The organism is Streptomyces sp. NPDC050738 (assembly GCF_040654175.1).
GTDB lineage: Bacteria > Actinomycetota > Actinomycetes > Streptomycetales > Streptomycetaceae > Streptomyces.
Genome location: NZ_JBFAHN010000003.1, coordinates 646,922 through 662,474 on the forward strand (window position 1 = coordinate 646,922; position 15,553 = coordinate 662,474).

The 15,553-nt window shown below is 71.6% G+C and carries 13 protein-coding genes; 3 read left to right on the forward strand and 10 right to left on the reverse strand.

Annotated features, from left to right (window positions below; genetic code table 11):
* Positions 1–78 precede the first annotated feature (78 nt).
* A complete protein-coding gene (locus AB0H78_RS11200) occupies positions 79–657 on the forward strand; it encodes an RDD family protein (protein WP_363233999.1) in 579 nt (192 codons plus the stop codon).
* 74 nt (positions 658–731) lie between these two features.
* Here the strand turns inward: AB0H78_RS11200 and purH are convergent, their stop codons facing one another.
* Complete coding sequence (purH, locus tag AB0H78_RS11205; RefSeq protein ID WP_363234000.1) at positions 732–2,285, reverse strand: bifunctional phosphoribosylaminoimidazolecarboxamide formyltransferase/IMP cyclohydrolase; 1,554 nt, start codon at positions 2,283–2,285, stop codon at positions 732–734.
* Positions 2,272–2,898, reverse strand: coding sequence for a phosphoribosylglycinamide formyltransferase (gene purN, locus AB0H78_RS11210; protein WP_363234001.1), 627 nt, complete (start codon positions 2,896–2,898; stop codon positions 2,272–2,274). The genes purH and purN overlap by 14 nt, the downstream gene beginning before the upstream one ends.
* Positions 2,899–3,107: 209 nt before the next feature.
* Here purN and AB0H78_RS11215 point away from each other — a divergent pair, with 209 nt between their 5' ends.
* A complete protein-coding gene (locus AB0H78_RS11215) occupies positions 3,108–3,890 on the forward strand; it encodes a hypothetical protein (RefSeq protein WP_363234002.1) in 783 nt (260 codons plus the stop codon).
* On the opposite strand, the gene AB0H78_RS11220 is transcribed toward AB0H78_RS11215, so the two are convergent.
* Positions 3,887–5,467, reverse strand: a complete 1,581-nt coding sequence (locus tag AB0H78_RS11220; RefSeq protein WP_363234003.1) for a DUF6350 family protein — start codon at positions 5,465–5,467, stop codon at positions 3,887–3,889. The genes AB0H78_RS11215 and AB0H78_RS11220 overlap by 4 nt on opposite strands.
* 125 nt (positions 5,468–5,592) lie before the next feature.
* Here AB0H78_RS11220 and AB0H78_RS11225 point away from each other — a divergent pair, with 125 nt between their 5' ends.
* A complete protein-coding gene (locus tag AB0H78_RS11225; protein WP_363234004.1) occupies positions 5,593–7,002 on the forward strand; it encodes a helix-turn-helix domain-containing protein in 1,410 nt (469 codons plus the stop codon).
* Between the two features lie 83 nt (positions 7,003–7,085).
* Here the strand turns inward: AB0H78_RS11225 and sucD are convergent, their stop codons facing one another.
* The 7 genes from sucD to AB0H78_RS11260 form a co-directional block, all read right to left on the reverse strand.
* On the reverse strand, positions 7,086–7,973 hold the full coding sequence (gene sucD / locus AB0H78_RS11230; protein ID WP_363234005.1) for a succinate--CoA ligase subunit alpha: 888 nt from the start codon (positions 7,971–7,973) through the stop codon (positions 7,086–7,088).
* A 19-nt stretch (positions 7,974–7,992) separates the two neighbouring features.
* Complete coding sequence (sucC, locus tag AB0H78_RS11235) at positions 7,993–9,171, reverse strand: ADP-forming succinate--CoA ligase subunit beta (RefSeq protein WP_363234006.1); 1,179 nt, start codon at positions 9,169–9,171, stop codon at positions 7,993–7,995.
* A gap of 265 nt (positions 9,172–9,436) precedes the next feature.
* Positions 9,437–10,069, reverse strand: a complete 633-nt coding sequence (locus AB0H78_RS11240; protein WP_363234007.1) for a hypothetical protein — start codon at positions 10,067–10,069, stop codon at positions 9,437–9,439.
* A gap of 110 nt (positions 10,070–10,179) precedes the next feature.
* Positions 10,180–10,812 (reverse strand): hypothetical protein, encoded by a 633-nt coding sequence (locus AB0H78_RS11245; protein ID WP_363234008.1) that lies wholly within the window; start codon positions 10,810–10,812, stop codon positions 10,180–10,182.
* 139 nt (positions 10,813–10,951) lie between these two features.
* Positions 10,952–12,115: a VWA domain-containing protein gene (locus AB0H78_RS11250; protein ID WP_363234009.1), complete on the reverse strand. Its 1,164-nt coding sequence runs from the start codon at positions 12,113–12,115 to the stop codon at positions 10,952–10,954.
* Positions 12,112–14,403 (reverse strand): DUF5682 family protein, encoded by a 2,292-nt coding sequence (locus tag AB0H78_RS11255; RefSeq protein ID WP_363234010.1) that lies wholly within the window; start codon positions 14,401–14,403, stop codon positions 12,112–12,114. Before AB0H78_RS11255 ends, AB0H78_RS11250 begins: the two co-directional genes overlap by 4 nt.
* On the reverse strand, positions 14,400–15,488 hold the full coding sequence (locus AB0H78_RS11260) for an AAA family ATPase (protein ID WP_363234011.1): 1,089 nt from the start codon (positions 15,486–15,488) through the stop codon (positions 14,400–14,402). Before AB0H78_RS11260 ends, AB0H78_RS11255 begins: the two co-directional genes overlap by 4 nt.
* Positions 15,489–15,553: the final 65 nt, after the last annotated feature.

The following is a 15,553-nucleotide window of genomic DNA, read 5'->3' on the forward strand; positions in this document are numbered from 1 at the left end:
GGGGCGAAACCGCTCAGTTCCATGCATTTCCTCCGCTCGGACCGCGTCGTCCCCATGAACTACGGAGGAAAGTCAGCCATGAGCTTCGGCGACCCGAACAACCCTTACGGCCAGCAGCCGCAGCAGCCGGGCCAGCAGCCCGGCTACGGCTACCCGCAGCAGGACGCGGCGCAGGCCGGTTACGGCTACCCGCAGCAGCAGCCCGGTTACGGCTACCCGCAGGGTCAGCCGGGCTACGGCTACCAGGGCGTTCCGCAGTTCGCGGGCTGGTGGAGCCGCTTCGGCGCGGTGCTGATCGACGGCCTGATCATCGCCGTCCCGTACGCCGCCCTCATCGGCATCGGCGCCGCCATGGGCGGCGGTGCGGGCTCCGCCCTCGCCGTGCTCGGCATGCTCGTCGGCTTCGGTCTCGGCCTCTTCAAGATCTACAAGGAGGGCACCGAAGGCGCGTGGATCGGCAAGAAGGCCCTCGGCATCCGCGTGCTGCGCGAGGCCGACGGCCAGCCGCTCGGCTTCGGCATGGCCTTCGTCCGCAACCTCGCCCACTTCGTGGACAGCATCGCCTGCTACCTCGGCTGGCTGTGGCCGGCGTGGGACGCCAAGAAGCAGACGTTCGCCGACAAGATCATGGGGTCCCTGGTCGTCAAGTCCCAGTGACCTGAGCACCCGTACGCGAAAAGGCCGTAACCCCCGCCCGGCGGGCGGGGATTACGGCCTTTTCGTGGTCCCGGTCAGTGGAAGAAGTGCCGCGTCCCGGTGAAGTACATCGTCACGCCCGCCTTCTTCGCGGCCTCGACGACCAGCTCGTCACGGACCGAACCGCCCGGCTGCACCACGGCCTTGACCCCGGCGTTCGCCAGGATCTCGAAGCCGTCGGGGAACGGGAAGAAAGCGTCCGACGAGGCGTACGAGCCACGCGCCCGCTCCTCGCCCGCCCGCTCCACCGCCAGCTTCGCGGAGTCGACGCGGTTGACCTGCCCCATGCCGACGCCGACCGAGGCGCGATCCTTGGAGAGGAGGATCGCGTTGGACTTGACCGCGCGGCAGGCCTTCCAGGAGAACGCCAGCTCGGCGAGCTCCTCGGCGGACAGCGCCTCGCCGGACGCGAGCGTCCAGTTGGCCGGGTCGTCGCCGTCCGCCTGGAGGCGGTCGGTGACCTGGAGGAGGGCGCCGCCGTCGATCTGCTTGACCTCTACGGCGCTGGACGGCGCCTCGGGGGCGCGCAGCACACGGATGTTCTTCTTGCGGGCCAGGACCTCGACCGCGCCGTCTTCGTACGCCGGAGCCACGATGACCTCGGTGAAGATCTCGGCGACCTGTTCGGCGAGGGCCACCGTGACCGGGCGGTTGACGGCGATCACGCCGCCGAACGCGGAGAGCGGGTCGCAGGCGTGCGCCTTGCGGTGCGCCTCGGCGACGTCGTCGGCGATGGCGATCCCGCACGGGTTGGCGTGCTTGATGATCGCGACGCAGGGCTCGGCGTGGTCGTACGCGGCCCGGCGCGCGGCGTCGGTGTCCGTGAAGTTGTTGTACGACATCTCCTTGCCGTGCAGCTGCTCGGCCTGGGCGAGACCGCCCGTCCCGGAGACGTACAGCGCGGCGCCCTGGTGCGGGTTCTCGCCGTACCGCAGCACGTTGGAGCGCTCGTACGTGGAGCCGATGAACTCCGGGAAGCCGCTGTCGTCGGCGGGCGCATAGCCGTCCACGAACCAGTTGGCGACCGCGACGTCGTACGCCGCCGTGTGCTGGAAGGCCTCCGCCGCGAGCCGCTTGCGCGCGGTCAGGTCGAAGCCTCCGGCCTGCACGGCGGACAGCACGTCCGCGTACCGCGCCGGGCTGGTGACGACCGCGACCGACGGGTGGTTCTTGGCGGCGGCGCGGACCATCGAGGGGCCGCCGATGTCGATCTGCTCGACGCACTCGTCGTCGCTCGCGCCCGAGGCGACGGTCTGCGTGAACGGGTAGAGGTTGACCACGACCAGCTCGAAGGGCTCGACGCCCAGCTCGGCCAGCTGCCGCTGGTGGTCCTCCAGGCGCAGGTCGGCGAGGATGCCCGCGTGGACCTTGGGGTGCAGCGTCTTGACGCGTCCGTCCAGGCACTCGGGGAAGCCGGTCAGCTCCTCGACCTTGGTGACGGGCACACCCGCGGCGGCGATCTTCGCAGCGGTCGAACCGGTCGAGACGAGCGTGACACCGGCCGCGTGCAGCCCCTGGGCAAGCTCCTCGAGCCCCGTCTTGTCGTAGACACTGATCAGCGCGCGACGGATGGGCTTATTCACCGACATGAACCTTTCGTCCCTCAATGCGGTAGCCGTTACGGGCCAGACGCCCCACGACCTCGACGAGCAGCGAACGCTCGACTTCCTTGATGCGCTCATGGAGAGCGGCACCTTCGTCTTCGTAGTCCTCAGACCGGACAGCGACCACGCCCTGCGCGATGATCGGGCCGGTGTCGACGCCGTCGTCGACGAAGTGGACGGTGCAGCCGGTGACCTTCGCGCCGTACGCGAGTGCGTCGCGCACGCCGTGGGCCCCGGGGAAACTGGGCAGCAGGGCGGGGTGGGTGTTGATGAACCGGCCCCCGAACCGGGCGAGGAATTCCTTCCCCACGATCTTCATGAAGCCGGCCGAGACGACCAGATCGGGCTCGTACGCGGCCGTGGCCTCGGCCAGCGCCAGGTCCCAGTCCGTCCGCTCCTGGTGGTCCTTCACCTTGCAGACGAAGACGGGCAGCCCGGCGGCGCGTGCGCGCTCCAGACCGGCGATGTTCTCGCGGTCCGCTCCGACGGCGACGACCTCGGCTCCGTACCCCTCGGGATCGGCGGCGATCGCGTCGAGCAGGGCCTGCAGATTGGTTCCTGACCCGGACACCAGGACGACAAGACGGGCAGCGGCCACGACGGGGCCCTTTCTGGAATGCGGCTTTGTACGGTCCTACGAACGCATCGCACGCCCCGATACGGGGAACCCTACGAACGCGCCGACCGTCGGCAACGATACCGGCACACCGGACGGCCCCCACGGGACGGGGGCCCGGCCGGAAGGTAGCGTCTGGGGCAGGCACCGTCTCCCGGACGGGAACCGACTGAGGGGAACACGTTCACCAGATGCAGGACCGACGCCACAGCGTGACCGAACGCCTCCGCCTGCTGCTGCCGCGGGAGCGCCGCTCACCGTCCTCATCTGCCCCTTCGCCGGACGGCTCCGACGACAAGAACCCCTTCGCGCCGCCGCCCGAGAACCAGCCGGAAGAACCTTGGCGCCCACGCCGCCCCGAGGGCGGCGACGACGGCGAAAACGGTCCTGAAGACGCCCCTCCGCCGTCCCCCTGGGGCGGCCGGTGGAGCAACCAGCAGCCGGGCCGCCAGGACGGCGGCTTCGGCGGCGGCCCCCGCCCCCAGCGCCCCGACCAGGGCGGTTCCGGTGGTCCTGGCGGCCCCGGCGGTCCGCTGCCCGGCCTCCGCTGGGACCCGACCGACCCGGCACAGCGGCGTGCACGTTATGCGCTGCTCGCCGGGATGTGGGCCTTCTTCTGCGCTTTCCAGATCTGGCAGCTCGGACTGCTGCTCGGCGCGCTGGCCCTGTACTGGGGCATCAGTTCGCTGCGCGCGAAGCCGAAGCCGAAGCTGCGCGAGGACGGTACGCCCCTGCCGGCGCCCGCACCCGGCACACCCGCTGCGGCGTCGAGCAAGCCGCAGACCACGGCGGCGGTGACCGGCCTGGTGACGGCGGGACTCGCACTGGCGATCATCGCCGCGACCTTCACCGTGCAGATCGTCTACCGCGACTACTACACCTGCGTCGACGACGCCCTCACGCAGTCGGGCAAGATCGCCTGCAACAGCGAGCTGCCCAAGTCCCTGGTGGACTTCTTCGGCACCCAGTCCTAGGGGGTGTCCAGCTCGGGATCCGTACGGGAATCCGAGCCCTCGGCCGCGTCCGCAACCGGGATCTCGGCGGGCGGGTTCGCTGACGGGTCCTGAGCCCGCACGGCGTCAGCGGTCGGAGCCTGGTCCGGAATCCCGTCCTTCGCCGGGTCCGGAGCGGGGACCGAATCCGGAGTGGGGGCCGGGTCCGCGGCCAGGTCCGCGGGCGACTCCAGGTCCGCGCCGGCATCAGCCACCGGTTCATGCGGCGCGTGCGGCGGGAACAGTGCCATCAGGCCCCCCGACGCCTCCTTGAGCGCCGCCCACCTGCGCTCACGCTCCTCGCCCTCGCCCTCGCCCTCGCCCTCGCCCACGGCTGCGTCGTCCTCCAGCCCCCGCCGGAAGCGCCACCACCGCGTCCCCAGCGCCAGCGGCACCCCCACGCCCGCCGTCCACACCAGCGCCGCCGCACCCGTGCGCCACCACACCGGGCCGAACTCCGCCAGGCTCCCCGTCCCGAGCGGCCCGCCCGCCAGCGCTGCGAGCAGCGCCGTGCCCAGCGCGCATCCGGCGGCCGCCAGCGCGGCCACGGACGCCGTTTCGCGCAGGCCCCGGTCGTGTTCCGTACGTACGGACAGCCGGCCCACCAGCACCCCGGCCGCCACCGGAACGAGCGCCACCGCCCAGCCGAGCCAGGACCCGCGCCCCTCCGCCGGGACCGCGGCGAGCAACGGGAAGTGCGGCAGCGTGGGATTCGCGGTCACCGCCAGGGGGGACACCGTCGCCCCTGCCCCGAGCGCGAAGCCGGGGCCCAGTGCGTAGGACGCCGCCCACACCGCCGCGTTCGGTACGAGAGCCAGCGCCAGCAGCAGCACCGCGAACCGGCCCGACCACACCCCTGTGAGCTGCGGAAACGCGCGCTGCGCGGCCCCCGCGTGCCAGACCAGCGCGCCCCCGACGAGGAGTGCGCCCCCGCCCACGAGAACGGCGATCCCGGCGGCCGCCGCCCGCACCGCGTCCCAGACGTCGTCGGGAACCCACTCGGGCAGCGGCCCCTGCGGCCGCCCGGCCGCCGTCCACACCCCGAGCCCGACCGTCCCCGCGACGACCACCGAGAGATGGAGCGCGGCGCTGAGCGGCCCCGCGGCCAGCGGCCCCCCGAGGTCGTACAGCGCGACCACGCCCGCGACCAGCAGATATCCACCGGCCACCGCCCAGAAGGCACCCCGCACGGACGCCACGGGGCGGCCGTCCTCCTGATCGAGGCAGTCGCGCGCGGCCCGGTACAGCAGCCAGATCGGTCCCACCGACAGCAGCATCGGTACGACACCGACCGGCGCCGGCACCCCGGAGAGGGTGTCGGGCCTGGTCAGCTCGGTGCCGTGGGCCAGCAGCCAGAGGCCTGCGGCGACGTGCAGGGCCCCGTCAGGGCCGCTGTCGGGGAACGGGGAACTGATCCACTCCACCATCACCAGGACGGCGAGCGAGCCGAGCCCGACCCCCGCGGCGACGGCCCCGCGCAGAGCGCAGTCGACAAGCGCGGCGGCCTGGCGACTCCGCACGGGGACGGACGGCGGCAACAACGGGCTGCGATCGGTCACTTGGGTCACGGAGCCATGCTCCCAATGACGGACACATTCGCGGCGCAACAGGCAAAGAGCCGTCGTGTCACTCAATATACGTTTATGTACTTTTCTGTCCGCCGTTCGATCACGGAGAGTCGCTCATGACCGAACTGCCCTCCCCCAAGGAGCGGCGCAGGCTGCGCGAGGCGAAATCCCTGACCGAGGAGCAGGTCGCGACGGCCGTAGGCGTCACCCGGGCGACCGTACGGTCCTGGGAGACCGGCCGGACCACGCCGCGCGGCCGCAGGCTGGAGCAGTACGCGAAGCTGCTGCAGCCTGAGGCAGCCGAGACGACGGCCGAGACAAAGGCCGAGGTCACGGCCGTGGCGCCGGCGCCCGAGGCAGCTCCCGCGCCCGCGCCCGCCCGCCCCCATCAGTCCCTGTCGCAGCACACTCGTCCCAGGCCTGCGGCCAAGCGGGCCGCCAAGCCGCCCGAGACGAGCCCGTCGCGTCACGCTCACCAGACCGCGGTGGCGCGTGTCATGGCCGCAGCGGCCGCCCAGCCTGCCCGACCCGCCCAGCCTGCCCGGCACGCCGTGCAGGTCTCCGCAGCGGCGGAGACACCGGACCCCGAGCCCCAGGCCAGGGCCGAGGCCGAGGCCGCAGCGCAGGACCGGAAGCAGGGCGCGGCGCAGACCGCCGCAGTGCAGGAGCCACCGGCCGCGGACGGCGCCCCCGAGGCCCCTGAGGCCCCGGCAGGACCGGTGGCCCGCACGCCAGCCGAGGCCTTCGACGCGCTCTACACCCGGACCGCCCCCTCCCTCGTACGCCAGACATACCTGTTCAGCGGGCGTATGGGGCTCGCCGAGGACTCCGTCGCGCACGCCTTCCACCTCGCCTGGCAACGCTGGCCCGAGGTCGCGACCGACCGGGACCCGGAGGGCTGGGTGCGGGCGGCGGCGTACGAGTACGCGATGTCCCCCTGGCACCGGCCGCGTCGCGCCGCCCGCCACCCCGACCAGGCCCCCGCCGACCCGGAGCGGCGCGCGCTCTTCGACGCGCTGCTCGGGCTGCCCCCGGTCTACCGCCGCACCCTGCTGCTCTGCGACGGCGTCGGGCTCGGCGTCGCGGACACAGCGGCCGAGACGGAGGCCTCCACCGGGGCCGCCGCCAACCGGCTGCTGCACGCGCGCGCCGCCCTGGCCGAGCGACTGCCGGAGCTGGACGAGGACGCGGATCTGCGGGAGCGGCTCGCCGCGCTGACCGAGGCGGACCCGGCCACCAAGCTGCCGGCCGCCCGCACCGCGCGGACGGGAAGCGAGCGCAGGACCCGGTTCTGGACGCGGGCGGCGATCGGGTTCGTCGCCGCGATCACCTGCGCGACCATCTTCACGCTGGCGACCGCGCCGACGTCGTACGTGAAGCCGACACCCACCGGGGCGTACGTCACGGGGGTCCCGGTCCCCCACGGCGGGCCCGAGCGGCTCAGCAAGGCGGACCAGAAGGTCCATCAGAAGCTGCGCGAGGAACCGGCGAACGGGCCGGGGCACCTCGTCCCGGACACGCGCTGACGCACCGAAGACGCACCGAACGCGACGCGGGCCCGTACCCCTGGAAACCAGGGGTACGGGCCCGCGTCGTAACTGCCTTGAAACTAGGCGGCGTTCAAGATCTCACGCGCCAGCTTGGCCGTCTCGGTCGGCGTCTTGCCGACCTTGACGCCGGCGGCCTCAAGGGCCTCCTTCTTCGCCTGGGCGGTGCCGGACGAACCGGAGACGATGGCGCCTGCGTGGCCCATGGTCTTGCCCTCGGGGGCGGTGAAGCCCGCGACGTAACCGACGACCGGCTTGGTGACGTTCTTCGAGATGAAGTCCGCCGCACGCTCTTCGGCGTCGCCGCCGATCTCGCCGATCATCACGATCAGGTCGGTGTCGGGGTCCGCCTCGAACGCCGCGAGGGCGTCGATGTGCGTGGTGCCGATGATGGGGTCGCCACCGATGCCGACGGCCGAGGAGAAGCCGAGGTCACGGAGCTCGTACATCATCTGGTACGTCAGCGTGCCGGACTTCGAGACCAGGCCGATGCGGCCCGGCTTCGTGATGTCGCCCGGGATGATGCCGGCGTTGGACTGGCCCGGGGTGATGAGACCGGGGCAGTTCGGGCCGATGAGGCGGGTCTTGTTGCCCTTGGACTGCGCGTACGCCCAGAAGGCGGCGGAGTCGTGGACGGCGATGCCCTCGGTGATGATCACGGCGAGGGGGATCTCGGCGTCGATCGCCTCGATGACCGCGGCCTTGGAGAAGGCCGGGGGCACGAAGAGGACGGAGACGTTGGCGCCCGTCTTCTCCATCGCCTCGGCGACGGAGCCGAAGACCGGGACATCGGTGCCGTCGAAGTCGACGGACGTGCCGGCCTTGCGGGGGTTCACGCCACCGACGATGTTGGTGCCGTCCGCCAGCATGAGCTTGGTGTGCTTCATGCCCGTGGCACCGGTCATGCCCTGGACGATGACCTTGGATTCCTTGGTCAGGAAGATAGCCATGGTGTTCTGACCTCGTCCCTTACTTCGCAGCCGCGAGCTCGGCGGCCTTGTCGGCCGCGCCGTCCATGGTGTCCACGCGCTGTACCAGCGGGTGGTTGGCGTCGGACAGGATCTTGCGACCCAGCTCCGCGTTGTTGCCGTCGAGACGCACGACCAGCGGCTTCTCGACCTTCTCGCCCTTGGAGGCGAGCAGTTCGAGGGCCTGGACGATGCCGTTCGCGACCTCGTCACAGGCGGTGATGCCGCCGAAGACGTTCACGAAGACGGACTTGACGTCCGGGTCGCCGAGGATGATCTCGAGACCGTTGGCCATGACCTCGGCGGAGGCGCCGCCACCGATGTCGAGGAAGTTGGCCGGCTTCACGCCGCCGTGGTTCTCACCGGCGTACGCGACGACGTCCAGGGTCGACATGACCAGACCGGCACCGTTACCGATGATGCCGACCTCGCCCTCGAGCTTGACGTAGTTGAGGCCCTTGGCCTTGGCGGCAGCCTCGAGCGGGTTGGCTGCGTCCTTGTCCTCGAGCGCCTCGTGGTCGGCCTGACGGAAGTCGGCGTTCTCGTCGAGAGACACCTTTCCGTCGAGCGCCAGGATGCGGCCGTCCTTGGTCTTCACCAGCGGGTTGACCTCGACGAGGAGCGCGTCCTCGGCGACGAAGGTGTCCCACAGGGTCACCATCGCCTCGGCGACACCCTCGGCCACGTCGGCCGGGAACTTCGCCAGGGCGACGATCTCGCGGGCCTTGACGATGTCCACACCGTCGACGGCGTTGACCGGGACCTTCGCGAGGGCCTCGGGGGTCTTCTCCGCGACCTCCTCGATGTCCATGCCGCCCTGCACCGAGGCCATGGCCAGGAAGGTGCGGTTGGTGCGGTCGAGGAGGTACGAGACGTAGTACTCGGCCTCGATCTCGGGGGACAGCTCGGCGATCATCACCTTGTGGACCGTGTGGCCCTTGATGTCCATTCCGAGGATGTCCGTGGCACGGGCCACGGCTTCGTCGGCGTCGGCGGCGAGCTTGACGCCGCCGGCCTTGCCTCGGCCACCGACCTTCACCTGGGCCTTGACGACGGACTTGCCGCCAAGACGCTCGGTCGCCTCGCGGGCTGCCTCAGGCGTGTCAATGACTTCACCGGCCAGCACCGGTACACCGTGCTTGGCGAAGAGGTCCCTCGCCTGGTACTCGAACAGGTCCACGCGCGTTCCGTCCTTGGTGATCGCGGTTTTAAATCTGCGTGGGCGTGCCGCGAAGGCAACGTGACTGCACTGTCACAAGGGAGGCGTACACGGTGTCCGGTACGCGGCATGTCCGTCTCGCAGGTTATCCCCGCAGGACGTAGGTCCCTAAATCACAGATCACTCCAGGGCGGTGATTACGGTCACAGAGGGTGCCCTGAAACCGGGCGGTCCCCTGGGGCTCGGGGACCGCCCGGCGAGCAGGGCTGCTAAGCCCTGCGGTCCATCACAGGCCGTACGCGGAGTGCGTGGGAACGGCATCCTTCACGGCGGCCGGCGTGACCGAAGCCACAGTCGCCGAAGCGCCGGTCGCGGCGTGCGCGACCGTCGGCTGCGCGTCCCGGACGACTCCGGAGACGACGCCCTGTGCGAAGGGGCCGACCTGGGTGGTCACGCCCTGGGCGAGGGTGCCGACGTCGGCGACGGCGTTGCCGACGACCGGGACGACGCCGTCGACGGCGGTCCCCGCGATGGGCGGCAGGACGGAGTCGGCGGTCTGGGAGACGGCCGGTCCCGCGGTGTTCCGGACGGTGTCCTGGGCTGCGGTCTGCGCGTAGCCGGGGATCTGGTCCAGGGGGCCGAAGAGGTAGTCGATCTCGTCGGCGTGGGCCGAGGGGAGCTCGGGGGTCTGCGGGGTCCGAGAAAGCTGCGGTGTCCGGGAGGTCGGGGCCGCGGGAATCTGGTCCGTGACCTTGGCGGCCGTGCCCTGGGCGTCCGCGCCGTCCACGACCTTGTCGAGGGCGGTGTGCGGTACGGCGACGGGCAGTTCGGCAGCGCTCGCGGACGCTGCCGCGCCCACGCCCCACACTCCGGAGACGGTGGCGGCGACAGCTATGGAACGGCGGAAGTTCTTGTTCATGGCGTGCTTCGGTTCCTTCGAATTCGGCAGAGCCGGTCCGGGGAGTCCCGGACGGCGGGCAGACCTGTTCCGCCCCCGCGCGACAGGTCGGGACGGGGGAACGGTCAGCCCTAGCCGGGGAATTCGAGGATGTCGTGCGGTCGGTCACGGACCGGTTCGTCGGTGGCCGGGCGCCCGGCGCCGCGCGCGAGAACGAAACGCGTCGAGCCTGCGGCGGGGACGGCGTGCGGCTCGCCGGTGCGCGGCGTATGCCCCTCCGCCGACCACTTGCCGTCGACACCGCACGGGTCGACGGGCTGCTGTCGTACGGGAGGACGCACCTGCCCTTGGTGCGGGGGCGCTGCGGCCTGCGTCTGCCGGTACGCGACCCGGTGCGCGGCTGCCGTGCGCGGTGCGGCGTGTTCCGCCGCAGGAACACGGGGCTTGGACGCGGTGCCGATGTGCTGCGGCCCCGACTGCTTCGGACTCGCCTGCTGCGGCTCCGGCGTCACCGGCACGAGGACCGGCGGCTTCGTCTGCCGTACGGGAAGAGCGGTGCCGACCTTGGCTGCCAGCTTCCGCACAGGGCTTGCCACTTGCTCCACCGTGTCGGTGACCGGTGCTGCCAGCTCCCGCACTTGGCGCACCGGCTGGGCATCACTCACCCCGGGCAGCTTGGGCACCACCGGCTCGGCCGCATGGGCCTGGCCGCCGAAGAAGAACCCCAGCGCCAGCAGCCCGCCCAGGAACAGCATCACGCGCACGGCGCGTGATGCTGCAACGGGCAGAACGACTACGGCAGTCAAGATCCGAGGGGGCCTTCCGGGGGATGGCGGAACGAAGCCCTCCGCGGGCAACGCACCGATGCTTGCACGACACTCCGGGGGTTACGCAAGTCCTCTGTTACTGATGCGCCGCCATGTCCGGTATGGGAAGCGCCCTCTTCTCGATCGCCGCAGCCATGACCTCCGGGAACAGATCGGGCGTACACGCGAACGCCGGAGCGCCCAGCGCGGCCAGGGCCGCCGCGTGATCGCGGTCGTAGGCCGGAGCTCCTTCGTCCGAGAGCGCGAGCAGCGCCACGAACTGCACGCCCGAGGCCTTCATCGCCGCGACGCGCTTGAGCATCTCGTCCCGGATCCCGCCCTCGTAGAGGTCGCTGATCAGCACCACCACCGTGTCGGCGGGGCGGGTGATCTGCGACTGGCAGTAGGCGAGCGCCCTGTTGATGTCGGTGCCGCCGCCGAGCTGCGTACCGAAGAGGACGTCGACCGGATCGTCGAGCTGGTCGGTCAGGTCGACGACGGCCGTATCGAAGACCACGAGGCGCGTCGAGATGGAGCGCATGGAGGCGAGGACCGCGCCGAACACGGATGCGTAGACGACCGATGCGGCCATCGATCCCGACTGGTCGATGCAGAGGACGACGTCCTTCTTCACCGACTGCGAGGCCCGTCCGTAGCCGATGAGCCGCTCGGGGACGATGGTCCGCTGCTCGGGGAGGTAGTTCTTCAGGTTGGCGCGGATCGTGCGGTCCCAGTCGATGTCCCGGTGCCGGGGCCTGCTGATCCTCGCCGAACGGTCCAGTGCCCCGGTCAGCGTCGCCTTCGTCCGGGTGGCGAGGCGCTTCTCGATGTCGTCGACGACTTTGCGGACGACCATGCGGGCCGTCTCCTTGGTGGTCTCCGGCATGGCCTTGTTGAGGGAGAGCAGGGTGCCGACGAGATGGACGTCCGCCTCGACCGCCTCCAGCATCTCCGGCTCCAGGAGCAGCGCGGAGATGCCCAGCCGCTCAATCGCGTCGCGCTGCATGACCTGGACGACGGAGCTGGGGAAGTACGTACGGATGTCCCCGAGCCAGCGTGCGACGGACGGCGCGGAGGCGCCGAGTCCGGCCGACCGCCCGCTGCTGCGGCCCCCCTTGCCCTTGCCGTTGCCGTAGAGCGCCCCCAGGGCTCCGTCCATCGCGGCGTCTCTGCCCGCGAGTTCGCACCCGGTGCCGTCGGCCGCCCCGCCGCCCAGCACCATGCGCCAGCGCCGCAACCGCTCGTCCGTCGTCCCGCTCATCTCTCCCCCATTCCCAGCAGCAGCCGTACCACCGGCTCCACCGCGTCCGCGCGCTCCTCGTCGATCCCCGTCCCGAATCCCGGCGCCCCCGACTCGGCCGGGCGCGGCTGCCCCTCCGCTGCGGGACCCCGCCTGACCAGCTCGCCGAGGGTCCGCCGCACGCCCGGCTCGTACGCGGCGAACGTCCGCCGCAGCAGCGGGAGTACGTCCGTGAACGCATCCCCCGGCACCCCGGTCAGCCAGGCGTCCACCAGACCCATCAGCCGCTCGTCGTGGACCAGGAGCATCCCGCCGCCCGAGGCGCCGCCGACGAACCCCTCGATCCACGCGGCCGCGTCCACGGGCGGTGTGCCGGGCGAGAGGGCGAGCCCCATGAGCCGGGCCGCCTCGTCCTCGGCGAGCCGCCCGTCGTCGAGCAGCAGCCGGGCCGCCCGGCCGCGCAGCACCCCGGGGACGGAGTCCCTCGCGGTGAGCCCGAGCAGCGTCTGCGACCAACGCCCGCGCAGGCCCGCGGAGTTGTCCGAACCGTCCACGAGCAGGCCTATCGCGGTCTGGACTCCGTCCAGATGGCCGCGCATCTGGTCGGCGCCGTCCGCGTCCAGGCCCGTGCAGGCCGGCGGCAGGCCCACGCAGATCCGCATCGCGAGTCCCACGGCGACCTTCGCCAGGGCAGCGGTGTCCGTGGCACGCACATCGCCGTACCGGAGCGAGCGGGCCAGTGCGGGCAGCGCCTGGGCGAGGTGTCCCACGTCCGCGTCGAGCGCGGCCCGGTCGGCGAGCGCCTGCATCACCACAGGGAGGGCATCGGGCAGTTCGGCCAGGAGGCATTGTTCGGCCAGTGCGGTGACCTCGGCGAGCACGGTCGCCGAGACCGCCCGGGACTCCGCCTTCGCCGTCGCGGCGGACAGCACGGTGGTCCCCCACACCCCGGCCTCGGCGACGCGTACGGAAAGCTCAGGCTCCCAGCGGAGCCGCCAGCTCTCCCGGAACGTCCCCGTGCTCCCCCGCCCGCTCGCCGGCTCGCCCCAGCCGATGCCGAGCAGCCGCAGCCGGTGCAGAAGCCGGGAGCGGGCGGCGTCGGTCTCCTTGCGCAGATCGAGCTCCAGCTCCCGCGTCGCGGCCTCGGCCTTGAGCCGCAGCGTGCGCTGCGTCCGGGTCAGATCGCGCTGCAGCGGCACGGCGGGGGCCGCGTCGGGAACCTCGCCGAGCACATCACCGACGACAAGCCGGTCCTGTACGAGTGCGAGGGGGACATCGGAGCCTTCGCACATCACCGCCCGGATCGCGTCGGTCGTCTCGCCGAGACCGGCGAGCGGGCGCCCGCGCATCGCGGCCAGGGTCTCCGCGAGCCGGACCGCCTCGATGACGTGGGCGGAGGAAACGATCCGGTCCTCCTCCCTCAACAGTCCGGCGACCTTGGTCATCCAGCGCTCGACAGGCCGGTCGGGGGCGGCGAAGAGGTGTCCGTACCAGCCCGGGGAGTCGATGCCCGCGCCATAGCCGCTGCGGCGGGCGAGCCTGCGGTGCGTCCAGGGCACCCAGGTCAGTTCGGTCCTGACCCTGGGCAGCCCCTTGAGCAGGGCGCGGTCGGCGGCCAGGGTGGTCCGGGCGGCGAGCGCGGGCACATGCCAGGCCCCGCAGACCACCGCGACGCGGTCCTCGCCGAACTCCTTCACCGCGGTGCGGAGTTGGATCCGCATGTACGCCTCCCGGAGGAGATCGCGCGCATGCCCGCCGTCGCCGTACGTCTCCCGGAGCGCCGCCATCGCCTCGGCGAGCGCTTCGAAGGGCGCCAGTGCATCGCCGCCGCCGGTGCCCCGGTGCTCGACGACGTCCTCCCACCAGCGCTCGGGGTCGTCATATCCGGCGGCCTCCGCGAGAACCCCGATCGGGTCGATACGGACCGACCCGGCCTCCCCCTCCTCCCCTTCTTCTTTCTCTTCTTCCTTCTCTTCCTCTTCTTTCTCCTCATCCACCGCCAGCGAGTTCGCCGCCGGGAGGTCGATGAACCGCACCTCCACCTCGCGCGCCAGTGCCCAGCGGATCGCGACCCACTCCGGTGAGAACTCGGCCATCGGCCAGAACGCCGCCTTGCCCGGGTCGTCCGTGATGTGGGCGAGCAGTGCCACCGGCGGCCGCATCTCCTCGTCCGCCGCGAGCGCAAGGAGCGCATCGCCCTCGGGCGGCCCCTCGATGAGCACGGCCGCAGGGACCGCGGCATCGAGCGCGTCCCGCACCGCGCGAGCCGACCCCGGGCCGTGGTGGCGGACGCCGAGGAGCAGCGTCATACCGACACCTCCCGGCAGGCGCGGTAGAAGTCCTTCCAGCCGTCCCGTTCCCTGACCACGGTTTCCAGATACTCCTGCCAGATCACCCGGTCGGCCGCCGGGTCCCGTACGACCGCGCCGAGGAGCCCTGCGGCCACATCGGCGGGGCGCAGCACCCCGTCCCCGAAGTGGGCCGCCAGGGCGAGGCCGTTGGTGACGACGGAGATCGCCTCGGCCGTGGAGAGTGTCCCTGACGGGGACTTCAGCTTCGTGCGCCCGTCGGCGGTGATCCCGCTGCGCAGCTCGCGGAAGACGGTGACGACCCGGCGGATCTCCTCCAACCCCTCGGGTGCCGCGGGGAGTTCCAGCGAGCGCCCCATCTGGTCGACGCGGCGGGACACGATGTCCACCTCGTCCTCGGCGGAGGCGGGCAGCGGCAGGACCACCGTGTTGAACCGGCGGCGCAGCGCGCTGGAGAGTTCGTTGACGCCGCGGTCGCGGTCGTTGGCGGTGGCGATGAGGTTGAAGCCGCGGACGGCCTGCACCTCCTGCCCCAACTCGGGGATGGGCAGAGTCTTCTCGGACAGGATCGTGATGAGCGTGTCCTGTACGTCGGCCGGGATGCGGGTCAGCTCCTCGACGCGGGCCGTCATCCCCTCGGACATGGCCCGCATGACGGGGCTGGGGACGAGCGCGTCGCGGCTGGGTCCGTTGGTGAGCAACTGGGCATAGTTCCAGCCGTATCGGATGGCTTCCTCGGGTGTGCCGGCCGTGCCCTGCACCAGCAGGGTCGAATCGCCGCTGACGGCGGCCGCGAGGTGTTCGGAGACCCAGGTCTTCGCGGTGCCCGGCACGCCGAGCAGCAGCAGCGCACGGTCGGTGGCGAGTGTGGTGACGGCGACCTCGACGATGCGGCGCGGGCCGACGTACTTCGGCGTGATCACCGTCCCGTCGGGGAGCGTGCCGCCGAGCAGATAGGTGGCCACGGCCCACGGCGAGAGCTGCCAGCGGGCCGGACGCGGCCGGTCGTCCGCTGCGGCAAGTGCCTTGATCTCATGGGCGAAAGCGTCCTCGGCGTGTGCCCGCAGAACTTCGGAATCGGTCACGGTGGATCCCCCTCCAGATCACTGAACCGGCTACGACACCAACCGTGCACCATGCCACTGACAAT

Bases quoted from the DNA above. Each gene is read 5' to 3' on its own strand.
- AB0H78_RS11200 (WP_363233999.1), top strand. From the start codon at position 79: ATGAGCTTCGGCGACCCGAACAACCCTTACGGCCAGCAGCCGCAGCAG.
- purH (WP_363234000.1), bottom strand. From the start codon at position 2,285: ATGTCGGTGAATAAGCCCATCCGTCGCGCGCTGATCAGTGTCTACGAC.
- AB0H78_RS11215 (WP_363234002.1), top strand. From the start codon at position 3,108: ATGCAGGACCGACGCCACAGCGTGACCGAACGCCTCCGCCTGCTGCTG.
- AB0H78_RS11225 (WP_363234004.1), top strand. From the start codon at position 5,593: ATGACCGAACTGCCCTCCCCCAAGGAGCGGCGCAGGCTGCGCGAGGCG.
- sucD (WP_363234005.1), bottom strand. From the start codon at position 7,973: ATGGCTATCTTCCTGACCAAGGAATCCAAGGTCATCGTCCAGGGCATG.
- AB0H78_RS11240 (WP_363234007.1), bottom strand. From the start codon at position 10,069: ATGAACAAGAACTTCCGCCGTTCCATAGCTGTCGCCGCCACCGTCTCC.
- AB0H78_RS11250 (WP_363234009.1), bottom strand. From the start codon at position 12,115: ATGAGCGGGACGACGGACGAGCGGTTGCGGCGCTGGCGCATGGTGCTG.
- AB0H78_RS11255 (WP_363234010.1), bottom strand. From the start codon at position 14,403: ATGACGCTGCTCCTCGGCGTCCGCCACCACGGCCCGGGGTCGGCTCGC.